Genomic DNA, 14,033 nt, shown 5'->3' on the forward strand with positions numbered 1-14,033 from the left:
TCCTTAACTTTGTTCGCATGGACGTTTTCGACACCCAACACACACCTGCTGAAGCTTTTAACAGACTACTAAACATAATGGACGACCTAAGGCTTAAATGTCCCTGGGACAAAAAACAGACATTAGAATCGTTAAGGCATTTAACAATTGAAGAAACTTACGAGTTGTCTGATGCCATTATCGACAACGATATGCAGGAAATCAAAAAAGAGCTTGGAGATATCATGCTGCATCTGGTTTTCTATGCTAAAATAGGGTCCGAAACTAACGATTTTAACATTACTGATGTTTTAAATAGTGTTTGCGAAAAGCTAATTAACAGACATCCGCATATTTACGGCGACATTCAGGCAGACACAGAAGAAGCTGTAAAACAAAATTGGGAAAAAATTAAGCTTAAAGAAGGTAATAAATCTGTTTTGGGTGGAGTTCCATCTTCGCTACCTGCTTTAATAAAAGCTTCCAGAATTCAGGAAAAAGCCAGGGGTGTCGGATTCGACTGGGAAAATAAAAACCAGGTTTGGGAAAAAGTGCAGGAAGAGCTTCAGGAATTTAGGGACGAATGTGAACAAAAAGATGCTGATCCGGAGAAAATAGAAAGCGAATTTGGCGATGTTCTTTTTTCATTGATCAATTATGCTCGTTTTATCAATATCAATCCTGAAAACGCTTTGGAAAAAACCAATAAAAAATTCATTAAACGTTTTCAATATCTCGAAGAAAAAGCAAAAGATAACGGTAAGTCTTTGGAGGATATGACCTTGGCAGAAATGGATATTTTCTGGAACGAAGCCAAAAACTTATAAATTCTTTTAAACAGCTGTATCATAAGCAAATATTTATACGTATTGCCCATAAAGGGCAATGCTATGTATTTAAACAATTTACAATCTTACACATTTGCATCAATTCTGTTATTATTTGTAGCATTTATATCCTGTGAAAGGAGTTCATCGCTCACAAATGATAAAACTTATTCAGGTTCTTTTTATACCAAAAATTTAGCAAAGGACTATGCTCCCACTTCATTTACCTTAATTTTGGAAAAAGGAAAATATATCTTTACACCTCTCGAAAATTCTCCAATGAAACCCAGTAGCGGAACATATGTTCTTAAAGATAAACTGATCTCTTTTACAGACGAAAACATGTGGACAGCGGATTTTGATTGGAACCTTATTTTTACAGGCGACTTTTATATTTCCGAAAACAATAAAGAGATTATATTGACGAAAAAACGAGACGATAATTTTAAGTATATTTATATACTGGAGAAATAGCCGAGATTGATGAAAAGTTCTTATAGCAAGTTTAGCGATCAGGAATTGATCATAAAATGCCGTAAAGATGATTACAAAGCGCAGGAAGCACTTTATAAACGTTTTTACGCCTATGCTATGGGAATTTCTTTAAGATACTGCATAAATAGAGATGACGCCCTAGAAGCCGTTAACGACTCTTTTATTAAGCTTTTTAAAACAATCAAAACCTTTGAGGATCATCGTTTAATAAAACCCTGGTTTAGGCAAATTGTCGTTAATTCGTCCATCGATAATAGGAGAAAGAACCTAAAACATTCAGCAGCTTTAGATATTGAATATGCTGATGAAAAACCCACAGACTTTAATGCTATAGCAAAAATAAATGCGGAAGACATATTAAAACTATTAGACTGTCTTCCCGAAATACACAAAGTAGTATTCAATTTATATGAGATTGACGGATATTCACACGAAGAAATAGCAGACATTTTAGACATACCGTCAAGCAGTTCCAGAGTATATTTATCCCGGGCGAAAGACAAGTTGAGAAAATTGGTTAATAGTAGATTTTTAGATCATGAAAGAGCAGTTTGATAAGGTTTTAAGAGATCATATAAAAGATACTTTTGACGAGTATGACGATGGCATGGCTCATGATGGCTGGTTACATTATCAAAAAAAGTTGCGAAACAAAAGGCGTAGAACAGTTTTATTATGGACATTGCCTTCGGGTATCGCGGCTTCTTTGTTATTTTTAATGTTTTTTAGTACAAGTGATCAACTCCACATCGATGATGGAAATAAGCTTGTCGTGAAAGAGAAGCCATTGAAAGACATCGTTGATAAAGAAAACAATAGTCCTGTTCTTTCTCCCCCATTACATAAGGAGTCACAAAATCGTGTAGATAAGTATTCTGCAGATAAAAGGAATCACAAGCTTTTACATAATCAGGAAAGCTATTTATCAAATAACGTTAGGACCGCGGATAATGAGATAATAGCTCCAATAGATAACCATGAAACGCTTGTAGAGGAATTTTCTTTAAATAATAAAGAAATCCCTGCTAGTAATAAAACTGATTATAGAGACGTTTCAAACGAAGAATCACTTATCGCTATAGAAAAACCGAAGAGTTTACTTGATGAAGAAGAAAATGCTCCGGTTTATGCAGATATAGCAAATAGCAGATCTTCTTTTGCTTACGACAAAAGTCAAAAAAACAGTGCTTCGTTTAAAAATAAATTGAGGAATCTCCGATTGTCATTGGACGCCTCTACTTATATGAACTTTTCAGATGCTGGTATAAACGATCATATTAATATTTCTATTGGTATTGTATCCGAATATCAGATTAGCAAAAAACTAAGTATATATTCTGGCATTAACGTCAATAGGCAGTCCAGCTCTTTTTCTCATGAAATATTAGCTACACCGCAAGACAATACCATGCAAGCCATGGCCCTAACTAATTCTATAGCTTCTATTGTCAACGGTCAATTTACTGATGCTAAATTAGTAGGTTTGGATATCCCAATAAACCTCAGGTATTCCACAAATAACAAAAAGATAAATTGGTTTGTCAGTTCCGGATTGAGCTCTTATGCGCTAATCAGTGAGAAATATCTTAATAATTTTTCTGTAACCAGATTTGCATTCAGTGGTGTGGAGACAAGTACCGTTTCTACAGTAGAAGAGCATTCTGAAAGCCCGATATCAAGTTTTCAATTCGCTAGAAGTGTAAACTTTTCTTTTGGAGTTGCATTTCCGCTAAAAAAAGTCACCACACTTTCTATAGAACCTTTTATGAAGTATCCACTTAAACAGTTCGGACAACAAAATTTATCACTTGGAGCAAGCGGAGTTAGTGTAAAAATGCACTTAAATAAAAACTTATTTAAAAACTAACGCCCTTATCGGAGAGATTTTGCTCACTAGCATAGAAGGAATTAATAAAACTAAAAGGCAGACAAAAACTGTCCCTAAATTAATCGCTAATACATCCACCCATTCGAAATGTATAGGAATAAAACTCATATAATATGAAGCCTCGTCCAGTTTTAAAAAATGGGTTCGTTCTTGTATATAACCTAGCCCCAAACCCAACAGATTTCCCAAAAACAGACCTATTACGATAAGATAAAATGCATTATAGAGAAATATCTTTCTGATTCCCCAATTCGATTCGCCTAAAGCTTTCAATAAACCAATCATTGATGTGCGCTCCAATATCATTATTAATAAAGCGGAGATCATATTAATTATAGCTACTATTAGCATTAAAATTAATACAACCTGTGCATTGATATCCAATAAAGAAAGCCATTCGAAAATTGTTGAATACATTTCTGTTATTGGCACTGCTTTTAAAGACATTTGAATCTTATCCGAAATTTCATAGGCATTCTTTTCCAGTTGAGTAAAATCACCTATCCGGACTTCATACCCACCTACTTCGCCCTCCTTCCACTTATTTAATCTTCTAATAAGATCTAAATCGCCAATCACATAGGTTTTATCAACTTCTTCTACTCCCGTACTATAAATGCCAACTATTTCAAATTTTCTTTTTCTTAGCGATTCCTGTACAAAATACATCAGAAAACTATCTCCCACTTTTAAATTTAAACGGGAAGCCATATTTTCCGAAATAACAATTTGTTGTCCAGAATTAACTCCTTTGAAATTTATTCCTCTTCCTTCTTTCAAAATCTTGTCAAAAGATTCGGTATCATAAGTTTCATCGATACCTTTAAACACCACTCCTTCTACTTCTTCGTCTGTTTTTATAATACCCGGCTTTGTGGCAAAAGGTACTACACTTCGTATATTTTTATCTTCGGATAACTTAACCTTACTCGAATCATCCAAAACAAAGGGCTTATTTTCGTAAGAAGTATTCAGATCGTAATTTTGGATTAGAATATCGCCACTAAATCCTCTAACTTTATCTCTGATTTCGTTTTTAAACCCCTTCATTACTGCAATAGACAATAGCATAACGCTTAGTCCCAGCATGATTCCGGCTATTGCTATACGCACAATCAACTTTGAGAAAGTACGCTCGGCTTTAAAAGAGATTCTTTTGGCTATGAATAATCCTAGATTCAACGGCTTTTTATTTATTTTTACAGTAACAAAGATGCAATCATTTCACGTAAATAGGAAAAGCTTAACCAAAGAGTTGTTGCTTTTTCAAATAAAAAAATTGATATGAAAAAATCACTTTATCTCTCGCTTATTATCAGCTGTATTTCATTCAGCTGCCAATCCTCCACTACAAGGAATAAAAACCAACAGAAAAGCGTAATTCCAGTTGAGCAACCTGCTAAGAAAATATTAACCGGAGCAGATCAAACAGAAAAATATCTGCCCCTTTTAAAAGGTAAAAAAGTTGGGCTTGTTGTTAATCAAACTGCTCAAATCAACGGAATCTCTTTGGTTGACACTTTACAAGCGAGAGGCGTGGATATAAGAGCAATATTTGGACCAGAACACGGATTCAGGGGCGATGCAGATGCTGGCGAAAAAGTAGGGAATTATATAGATAAAAAATCTGGACTACCTGTAATCTCTTTATATGGCAAAAAACACGCTCCTTCTAAAGAAGATTTAAAAGGGATAGACATTTTGATTTTTGATATTCAAGATGTTGGCGTACGATTTTATACCTACACCATTACAATGGCTTATGTGATGCAAGCCTGTGCTGACAATAATATTCCAATGATGATTCTGGATAGGCCGAATCCTAATGGATTGTTAATTGACGGTCCTATATTAGATCCGAAATTCAAGTCCGGAGTCGGAATGCATCAAATCCCTATCGGTCACGGTTTAACAATCGCCGAATTTGCACAAATGGTAAACGGGGAAAACTGGTTGGAAAATAAAAAAAAATGCGAATTGCAAATTATAAAGTTAGCAAATTATGCCCATGGAATGAGATATTCTTTGCCTGTAAAACCTTCTCCAAACCTTCCTAATGAACTTTCGATCTATCTCTATCCTAGTCTATGTATGTTTGAAGGCACTGCCATAAGTCAGGGAAGAGGAACTACATACCCTTTTCAGGTTTTAGGCCATCCACTTTTAAAAGGAAAATATCAATTTCATTTCACTCCTGTAAGTATTCAGGGAATGAGCAAACAACCTCCTTTAGAGAATCAGATTTGCTATGGTATAGATTTTAGAGAGACAGACATAGAAAAAACAAGAAAACAAGACAAACTGAACATAAAAATCATTCTGGACTTGTACAAAGCCTTTCCTGAAAAAGAAAAATTTTTCACACCATTTTTTAATAAACTCGCTGGAAATGACATTTTAATGCAGCAAATAATAGATGGCAAAACTGAAGAAGAAATCAGAAAATCATGGGAATCGGATTTAAAAAAGTACAAAGAGACCAGAAATAAATATCTTTTGTACAACTAACGAGTTTGTTTTAAAATATTCATTTTCGCATATCTATAATATTTTATATAAAATGAGAATTGTATTCATGGGAACTCCTGATTTTGCTGTGGCATCTCTTGATGCTATGATAAAAGCAGGATTCGATATAGTTGGTGTAGTCACTGCACCTGATAAACCTTCTGGTAGAGGACAAAAAATAGCTGAATCTGCCGTGAAAAAATATGCAACAGAACACAATCTAAAAGTACTACAACCGGTAAAATTAAAGGATCCAGGTTTTATCAGCGAATTAAGGGCCTTGAAAGCTGATCTGCAAATCGTTGTGGCATTCCGTATGCTTCCTGAAATTGTCTGGAATATGCCTCCAAAAGGAACAATAAACCTGCATGCTTCATTACTTCCTCAATATCGTGGTGCGGCACCTATAAACTGGGCAATCCTGAATGGAGATAAAGAATCCGGCGTTACTACTTTTTTTCTGCAGCATGAGATAGATACAGGAAATATTCTATTTAAAGAAAAAATAGACATACAGGAGGATATGACAGCTGGCGAACTACATGACAAGCTCATGTTTGTTGGAGCTGAACTACTCGTGAAAACTATAAAAGCAGTGGAATCCGGAGACTATGTGGAAAAACCTCAAGATCAATTCGCCGCAGAAACTTTGGTTCATGCCCCGAAAATATTTAAAGAAGATTGCGAGATTGATTGGAATTCAAACACCAAACAGGTCTATAATTTAATCAGAGGCATGAGCCCATATCCTACTGCATTTACTTCACTAAATGGAAAAGGCTTAAAAATATTTGCTGCTGAAAAGCAGGAAAAAAGTGTAGGTATAAAAGCGGGAGAATTTATTACAGATAACAAAACCTATCTGAAATTTGCAACTTCTGACGGACTAATCTCTATAAAAGAACTCCAACTTGAGGGTAAAAAAAGAATGAAAATAGACGAATTCTTACGGGGAACGAAGTTATAATCAAGGTACTTTTATTTAGATTTAAGGGAAATATTTCTTTTGGGAATGACCGAAAGAAATATTTCCCCTAATCGAACTGAATCACTCTAAAGTAGCTTAAATGGCAACGTTTTTAATTTGGCATATTTCCTTTTATACCTTATTAAATGAGTTCAGCCTTTCCAAGAGCATTTTAGAAACTTCATTAAAATAGCGTTTCCGGTTAAATCCCATTACCCATTGTATACCATTAATCGCATTGGTTACGAAAACTTCCTCTACTTCATTTAAAATTTCGGGGTTAATTTGAGCTTCTATGATATCCAGTTGATGCTCAGCTGCCAAATTAATCACAACCTGGCGCATTACTCCGGCTACGCAACCTTCACTTAAAGCTGGTGTGTAAATTTGGCCTTTATATACCAGAAATACATTGGAACTTAATGCTTCACAAAGGAATCCGTTCTGATTTAAGATAAAAACATCGTCAAGTCTATGCTGCTGTTTGTAAAGTCCTGCCATTACAAATGGCAAAGCACTACAAGTTTTTAAATTTGAAAGCTTATTAATGGGTTTCAGAATGTCATCATAAACATCCATAATTAACCCCTTACTGTTGATATTATAGTAAGCCGATTCTAAAGGACTAACTTCTAAACTATATCCATTTTTATTGTCAGTCGGTGTATAAAGCCCATCTGAATCCCTAAAAACTGTAAGTCTGAATCTCGCATTCTGACTAATCTTATTTCTTTTAGCCAAGTCCTCGGTAACTTCTTTTAAGAAATAAGCATCCAGATAAGAATACCCTTCTATCTTCAAGGTTTTCATCCCTTTTTGAAGCCGCTCAGCATGTTCTTCAGGAAAGTTTAGTTTTCCTCTGCTCATTCGCATAGTTTCAAATAGGCCATCACCATATTTAAACCCCCTGTTTGCTAAACTTAATACTTTCTCCTCTTCCTGTAAAATCTCTCCGTTAAAATTTATAAATCGTTTCGACATCTAAGCGCTAATAATTACTGATTCTTTATATAACTTTCCCATTTCTCGAGTACCTGACTAAAATCATCAGGAAGCTCACTTTCAAAATAAACCTCTTTTTTTGTTGTAGGATGAATAAATCCCAACGATTTTGCATGAAGTGCCTGTCTTGGCATAACTGCAAAACAATTATCTATAAACTGTTTGTACTTAGCAAATATTGTTCCCTTACGAATTTTATCTCCTCCATAAGCAGTGTCATTAAATAAAGGATGCCCTATAGCCTTCATATGCGCCCTTATTTGATGAGTACGGCCAGTCTCCAATTGACATTCAATTAGGGTAACATAATTCAATCGCTTTACAACTTTATAATGAGTAACAGACCATTTCCCTTTTTCGGGATCGTCATATAGATCCATCACTTTTCTATCTTTTATACTTCGTCCAATATAGCCACTAATTATACCATCTTCAGGCAAATCCCCCCAAACTAAAGCAAGATACTTCCTTTTGATAGAGTGATCGAAAAATTGCTTAGCCAAAGAAGCCATTGATTTTTCGTTTTTAGATATGACCAGCAAACCCGAAGTATCTTTATCTATTCTGTGAACCAAACCTGGTCTACCGTCGTTTCCAGGTAATTGAGGTAATTGAGAAAAATGATGAGTAAGTGCATTCACCAAAGTTCCAGACCAATTTCCGTATCCTGGATGAACAACCATTCCCGCTACTTTATTTACAAGTACAACATCATTATCTTCATATATAATATCAATAGGAATATCTTCAGGATAAACTTCCGTATCTCGCGGAGGATGCGGCAGAACTATAGAAATATCATCTAGGGGCTTAATCTTATAACTGGGTTTAATGGCCTTTCCATTAACAAGTACATTTCCCTGCTCAATTGCATTCTGTATTTTATTTCTTGAAGCATTTTCCAGACGAACCATCAAAAATTTGTCTATTCTAATTGACGATTGCCCTTTATCCACAACAACTCTAAAATGCTCGTAAAGGTCACTTTCCTCCGTTTCTACATAGTCTGGAAATTCATTCATAGCACAAAAGTACCTTTTTAAATTTTATCAAAAAAAAAAGCTACAACTGGTATCACTTTTGCTACCGCTTGCGTATTTAAAAGAAACATCCGCCATGAAAAAAGTAAGAAAAAACATAATGTTTGTAGTTAATTTTATACCTTTCCTTATAAAAACTATTTACTTCAAACATTAGACAAAAATGAGAGTACAATTATCACTCGCCAAAAGTATTTTATTAAGTTCCATTATTTTTTTATCTGCCAAATCAGCATTTTCCCAAGGAGATGCTATAGATTTGATTAAAGCAAGAGAAGATGCTACAAAAATAACCCAGGCGTATCTAAACCCTTTTTTTAAAGGGCTTGGTTCTGGAATGAACAATGGTTGGTTTAATTCCGCTAAAGCTAAAAATCTGGGGAAATTCGATTTAAGAATTCAAGCCAGCGGAGCATTCGTTCCAACATCAGATCAGACTTTTGACGTCAATTCTCTGGGTTTAACCAGATTCAAACCGGCTTCCGGAAGCAGTTCAATAACTCCCACAGTTTTTGGTAAAGACGACGGAGGTATTACCTTAACAGATAAAAACAATTCAAATATTGAGTTTCAAATGCCGTCCGGAGCAGGGTTTCACATTGTTCCGAGCCCGCAGATACAATTAACTGTAGGGCTAGTTTACGATACCGAAATTTCTGCAAGATTCACCCCAAAAGTCGGAAATGATGACTTTGGAAAAGTTGGATCCTGGGGAATTGGTGTAAAAAAAGAGATAACAAAGTTACTCCCTTGGAAAACTGAAAAAATCATCCCTATCGATTTAGCTGTAGCTTTAGGGTATAACCAAATTAATTACGACCACAAAGTTGCAGTAAAAGATCAAATTGGCGATGATGACACTAACGATCTAAAACAAAGAATTGAAGGCAAGTTTTCTGGTGTTACCGCCGATTTAATCGTATCTAAGAAATTAGCAATATTTACTCCTTTTGCTAGTATTGGTTATAATTCCGCAAAAACGGATATCGGCATCTTAGGTACTTATAAATTTAATGGGGAAAATGATTTAGTAGATCCGGTAAGAATTAAACAAACAGATGTTTCTGCATTTAGAGGATCTCTTGGTTTTGGGCTACATCTTGCTTTTTTTAGATTATACGGAGCATACAATATCAGTGATTACCAATCTGTAACAGCAGGTATCGGTTTTGGTATAGGTAAATAAGCAATAATTCATATCAATGTATTTAGGCTGATCTTATGATTAGCCTTTTTTATTTTATATAAATTTGCGAATGTTTGATTTTGAAATTCATAGCCCCGAAGAAGAGATACACCTTCCTATACTTAAAGATAATAATGTAAGATTATTCATCAAACGGGATGATTTGATACATCCTTTTATTTCTGGAAACAAATGGCGTAAATTAAAATATAACCTGATAGAAGCAGAAAAGCAGGGTAAGAAGCACCTCGTAAGTTTCGGTGGAGCATATTCTAATCATATTTTAGCCCTGGCTGCTGCCGGCGCCAAATTTGGCTTTAAAACTACAGGATTTATAAGAGGAGAAGAGATCTATAACCCCATGCTCTCTCTTTGTAAAATATTCGGCATGAGCCTATGCTTTGTAAATAGAGAAGCCTATAAGCACAAAATAAAGCTTTATAACGACATTTTCACAGAAGAGACCGACACTTACTTTATAGACGAAGGTGGTGCCGGAAAACTGGCGGAAAAGGGATGTAGAGAGATTATCAAAGAATTAAAGAGAGCATATAATTATATTTTCTGCGCAGCGGGTACAGGAACCACCGCATCAGGAATAATCAATGAAATTGCACTAAAAAACTTAGAAACTGAGATTAATATAGTCTGCGTTCTGAAAGGATATGAATCAATTTCCGAAGATATCAATTTACTTCTGGACAAACCGTATCGATATAATATACTTCACGATTACCATTTCGGCGGTTACGCGAAAACCAAGCCGAAACTCATAGAGTTTATTCAATACGTTAGTAAGCATACTGGCATGCTTACCGATCCTATTTATACAGGAAAAACGCTATTTGCTATCATAGATCAGGTAAAACAGGGTAAAATAAAACCAAACAGCAAGATAATAATGATTCATACAGGAGGAGTATTTGGGATACTCGGAATGTTAGACAAATTTAATAAAAAAGGCTCTTGAAAATTCAAGAGCCTTTTAAATCAAAAACAGCTTTTTTATTATTTAGCCTCTTCTGTACCTTCTTCATTAGATTCAGCTACTTCTGGAGTAACTTCTTCTACTTTCTCCTCCGCAACTACTTCTTCAGCAGCTGGAGCAGCCTTCTTAGCTTTAGAAGAACCTCTTCTACGAGTAGTTTTCTTCTCAGCTTTAGCTTCAACACCGTAAACTGTATTGAAATCTACTAACTCGATAAGCGCCATAGAAGCGTTATCTCCTAAACGATTTCCTAACTTAATGATACGAGTATAACCACCTGGTCTGTTAGCGATTTTTTCAGCTACTTCACGGAATAAGACAGTGATAACTTCTTTGTTCTGTAATTTAGAAAAAACCACACGACGAGAATGTGTAGTATCATTTTTTGATTTAGTCAAAAGAGGCTCTACATAAGTACGTAAAGCTTTTGCTTTCGCTAAAGTCGTAGTAATACGCTTGTGAAGAATTAAAGACGAAGCCATGTTAGCCAACATTGCTTTTCTGTGGCTATCTGTACGTCCTAAATGATTAACCTTGTTTCCGTGTCTCATTACTTTATTTATTTACGCATACCGTCAGCTCTAGCCCCTATGGCGAACCGGGAATTATGCGTTATTTACATTTTATTCTTCGTCTAATTTATATTTAGACAGGTTCATTCCAAATGATAAACCTTTTGATTTAACCAGTTCCTGGATTTCTGTTAAAGACTTCTTACCGAAGTTTCTGAATTTTAACATATCAGCAACATCATAAGAAACTAAATCGGCCAAAGAACGGATATCAGCTGCTTTCAAACAGTTTAACGCTCTTACAGAAAGATCTAAATCAACTAATTCAGTTTTAAGAATTTTACGCATGTGTAACACTTCTTCATCAACTTCCTTAGTCTCTTCTTTAGCTTGAGATTCCAAAATCAAATTCTCATCTGAGAATAACATGAAGTGTTGTATAAGAATCTTAGCTGCTTCCTTCAAAGCATCTTCTGGATGGATAGAGCCATCTGTAGAAATATCAAGTAACAACTTCTCGTAATCGGTTTTTTGTTCAACACGATAGTTCTCAATAGTGTACTTAACGTTCTTGATTGGCGTATAAATAGAGTCGATAGCAATAACGCCTACTGCTGCATCAGCATTTTTGTTTTCTTCTGCTGCTACATAACCTCTACCTTTGTTAATAGTAAGTTCTATTTCCAAAGTAACAGAACTTTCCATGTTACAAACAACAAAGTCAGGGTTTAAAACCTCAAAATTGTTAGAAAACTTAGTGATATCACCAGCTTTAAAACTCTCCTGTCCATTGATGATAACAAATATTTTTTCTGAATCACCAGACTCTCCTGTCTTTTTGAAACGAACTTGCTTAAGATTCAAGATGATATCAACAACGTCTTCAGCTACACCTTTAATTGTAGAGAACTCGTGAGAAACACCTGAGAATCTTACTGAGGTAATTGCGTAACCTTCTAAAGACGATAACAAAATTCTTCTTAAAGCGTTACCTATAGTAACACCAAATCCAGGCTCCAACGGACGAAATTCAAACGTACCGTCGAAGTCTGTAGACTTCTGCATAATAACTTTATCAGGTTTCTGAAATGCTAAAATTGCCATTTATTGCCTTGTATTTTATCGTTAATTTTTAGATAAACAACCAATGCCAACTTTAAAAGTTGGCAAAGGGGAGTATCATTATTTAGAGTATAACTCGACGATTAAGTTCTCTTTAATGTTTTCAGGGATGCTCTCTCTGTCAGGAAATTGAATAAATTTACCTGTCAAATTTTTCGAGTCCCACTCCAACCAAGAGTACTTATTAATAGTACGTCCAGCTACAGAATTTGTGATCGCTTCTAAAGATTTAGATTTCTCACGAACTTCTATAACATCACCAGGTCTAACAGAGAAAGATGGAATATTTACCAATTCACCGTTTACCAAAATGTGCCTGTGAGAAACCAATTGACGAGCTGCAGATCTTGTTGTAGCAATACCTAAACGGTAAACAACATTATCTAAACGAGCTTCTAATAATTGCAATAAGTTAGTACCAGCAATACCACCTTTTGCAGATGCTTTTTTAAACAAGTTAGAGAACTGTTTCTCCAATACACCGTAAGTGTATTTTACTTTTTGCTTTTCTGTTAACTGAATAGAATATTCAGATTGTTTACCTCTTCTTTTAGAAGGACCGTGTTGTCCTGGAGGGTAATTTTTTCTTTCTAATGCTTTATCTGGTCCGAAAATTGGTTCTCTGAATTTACGAGCAATTTTCGATTTTGGGCCTGTATATCTTGCCATTTCTTTTTCTACTTAAAGTATCTTCTCGACTATATCGAGAGAATCTTATCTTTAAAATTATTAAACTCTTCTTCTTTTTGGAGGACGACAACCGTTGTGAGGTAGTGGAGTGATATCTTTAATAGTTGTCACTTCTATACCTGCATTTTGTAATGTACGGATAGCAGACTCACGACCTGAACCTGGACCTTTTACAAAAACTTCAACTTTACGTAATCCTAAATCATATGCAACTTTACCGCAATCACTTGCAGCTTGAGAAGCAGCATATGGAGTATTTTTCTTAGAACCTTTAAAACCTTGTTTACCTGCAGAAGACCAAGAAATTGTTTGACCTTGGTTGTTGGTTAAGGTAATGATAATGTTGTTAAAGGTAGCGTTGATATGTGCTTGACCTACCGGTTCAATCACTACTATACGCTTTTTGGTAACTTTTTTTGACTTAGCCATTTCTTACTATCAAATATTATTTAGTAGCCTTTTTCTTATTCGCAACAGTTTTCCTCTTTCCTTTACGAGTACGAGAATTGTTTTTAGTTCTCTGACCACGTAATGGTAATCCTTTTCTGTGACGTAATCCTCTGTAACATCCAATATCCATTAAACGCTTAATGTTTAATTGAACTTCCGATCTTAGTTGACCTTCAACTTTGATTGACTCAGAAATAATGTTACGGATGGCTGTTAATTCTTCATCGGTCCATTCTTGAACTTTCTTATCGAAACTGATACCAGCTTGAGTCAAAATATTTTGAGCTGTCTTTCTTCCAATTCCGTAAATATAAGTAAGGCCGATCTCTCCTCTTTTGTTTTTTGGTAAATCTATACCTGCTATCCTTGCCATTTATTA

General features: G+C 35.1%; 16 protein-coding genes. 8 read left to right on the top strand and 8 right to left on the bottom strand.

Going from position 1 to position 14,033, the window contains the following annotated elements; genetic code table 11:
* Positions 1-17 precede the first annotated feature (17 nt).
* The 4 genes from mazG to PEDSA_RS10555 all read left to right on the top strand — a co-directional run bounded on the left by mazG (position 18) and on the right by PEDSA_RS10555 (position 3,168).
* Entirely contained in the window at positions 18-806 is a 789-nt protein-coding gene (gene mazG / locus PEDSA_RS10540) for a nucleoside triphosphate pyrophosphohydrolase (RefSeq protein ID WP_013633148.1), read from the top strand.
* 63 nt (positions 807-869) lie between these two features.
* Entirely contained in the window at positions 870-1,280 is a 411-nt protein-coding gene (locus PEDSA_RS10545) for a hypothetical protein (RefSeq protein ID WP_013633149.1), read from the top strand.
* Between the two features lie 9 nt (positions 1,281-1,289).
* Complete coding sequence (locus PEDSA_RS10550) at positions 1,290-1,856, top strand: RNA polymerase sigma factor (protein ID WP_013633150.1); 567 nt, start codon at positions 1,290-1,292, stop codon at positions 1,854-1,856.
* Positions 1,840-3,168 carry a porin family protein gene (locus tag PEDSA_RS10555; RefSeq protein ID WP_013633151.1) on the top strand — a complete coding sequence of 443 codons (1,329 nt, stop codon included), beginning with the start codon at positions 1,840-1,842 and terminating at the stop codon, positions 3,166-3,168. The genes PEDSA_RS10550 and PEDSA_RS10555 overlap by 17 nt, the downstream gene beginning before the upstream one ends.
* On the opposite strand, the gene PEDSA_RS10560 is transcribed toward PEDSA_RS10555, so the two are convergent.
* The gene (locus tag PEDSA_RS10560) at positions 3,154-4,371 is read right to left on the bottom strand and encodes an ABC transporter permease (protein ID WP_013633152.1); all 1,218 of its coding nucleotides are present in this window, start codon (positions 4,369-4,371) and stop codon (positions 3,154-3,156) included. The genes PEDSA_RS10555 and PEDSA_RS10560 overlap by 15 nt on opposite strands.
* A 102-nt stretch (positions 4,372-4,473) precedes the next feature.
* Here PEDSA_RS10560 and PEDSA_RS10565 point away from each other — a divergent pair, with 102 nt between their 5' ends.
* Entirely contained in the window at positions 4,474-5,697 is a 1,224-nt protein-coding gene (locus PEDSA_RS10565; protein WP_013633153.1) for an exo-beta-N-acetylmuramidase NamZ family protein, read from the top strand.
* Positions 5,698-5,749: 52 nt separating this feature from the next.
* Positions 5,750-6,664 carry a methionyl-tRNA formyltransferase gene (gene fmt / locus PEDSA_RS10570; RefSeq protein WP_041537042.1) on the top strand — a complete coding sequence of 305 codons (915 nt, stop codon included), beginning with the start codon at positions 5,750-5,752 and terminating at the stop codon, positions 6,662-6,664.
* Between the two features lie 132 nt (positions 6,665-6,796).
* Here fmt and PEDSA_RS10575 read toward each other — a convergent pair whose 3' ends face one another.
* Positions 6,797-7,645, bottom strand: a complete 849-nt coding sequence (locus tag PEDSA_RS10575; RefSeq protein ID WP_013633155.1) for an aminotransferase class IV — start codon at positions 7,643-7,645, stop codon at positions 6,797-6,799.
* Between the two features lie 14 nt (positions 7,646-7,659).
* Positions 7,660-8,688, bottom strand: a complete 1,029-nt coding sequence (locus tag PEDSA_RS10580) for an RluA family pseudouridine synthase (RefSeq protein ID WP_013633156.1) — start codon at positions 8,686-8,688, stop codon at positions 7,660-7,662.
* A 181-nt stretch (positions 8,689-8,869) separates the two neighbouring features.
* Here PEDSA_RS10580 and PEDSA_RS10585 point away from each other — a divergent pair, with 181 nt between their 5' ends.
* Together PEDSA_RS10585 and PEDSA_RS10590 are read left to right on the top strand one after the other, a co-directional pair.
* The gene (locus PEDSA_RS10585) at positions 8,870-9,892 is read left to right on the top strand and encodes a DUF6588 family protein (RefSeq protein WP_013633157.1); all 1,023 of its coding nucleotides are present in this window, start codon (positions 8,870-8,872) and stop codon (positions 9,890-9,892) included.
* A gap of 70 nt (positions 9,893-9,962) precedes the next feature.
* Positions 9,963-10,862 carry a 1-aminocyclopropane-1-carboxylate deaminase/D-cysteine desulfhydrase gene (locus tag PEDSA_RS10590; protein ID WP_013633158.1) on the top strand — a complete coding sequence of 300 codons (900 nt, stop codon included), beginning with the start codon at positions 9,963-9,965 and terminating at the stop codon, positions 10,860-10,862.
* Between the two features lie 38 nt (positions 10,863-10,900).
* On the opposite strand, the gene rplQ is transcribed toward PEDSA_RS10590, so the two are convergent.
* From rplQ to rpsM, 5 genes are all read right to left on the bottom strand, one after another.
* On the bottom strand, positions 10,901-11,431 hold the full coding sequence (gene rplQ / locus PEDSA_RS10595; RefSeq protein ID WP_013633159.1) for a 50S ribosomal protein L17: 531 nt from the start codon (positions 11,429-11,431) through the stop codon (positions 10,901-10,903).
* 72 nt (positions 11,432-11,503) lie between these two features.
* Positions 11,504-12,496 carry a DNA-directed RNA polymerase subunit alpha gene (locus tag PEDSA_RS10600; protein WP_013633160.1) on the bottom strand — a complete coding sequence of 331 codons (993 nt, stop codon included), beginning with the start codon at positions 12,494-12,496 and terminating at the stop codon, positions 11,504-11,506.
* Positions 12,497-12,574: 78 nt separating this feature from the next.
* The gene (gene rpsD, locus PEDSA_RS10605) at positions 12,575-13,183 is read right to left on the bottom strand and encodes a 30S ribosomal protein S4 (protein WP_013633161.1); all 609 of its coding nucleotides are present in this window, start codon (positions 13,181-13,183) and stop codon (positions 12,575-12,577) included.
* Positions 13,184-13,243: 60 nt separating this feature from the next.
* Complete coding sequence (gene rpsK / locus PEDSA_RS10610) at positions 13,244-13,633, bottom strand: 30S ribosomal protein S11 (protein ID WP_013633162.1); 390 nt, start codon at positions 13,631-13,633, stop codon at positions 13,244-13,246.
* Between the two features lie 16 nt (positions 13,634-13,649).
* On the bottom strand, positions 13,650-14,027 hold the full coding sequence (gene rpsM, locus PEDSA_RS10615; RefSeq protein ID WP_013633163.1) for a 30S ribosomal protein S13: 378 nt from the start codon (positions 14,025-14,027) through the stop codon (positions 13,650-13,652).
* Between the last annotated feature and the right edge of the window lie 6 nt (positions 14,028-14,033).

The organism is Pseudopedobacter saltans DSM 12145, from assembly GCF_000190735.1.
Classification (GTDB): domain Bacteria; phylum Bacteroidota; class Bacteroidia; order Sphingobacteriales; family Sphingobacteriaceae; genus Pseudopedobacter; species Pseudopedobacter saltans.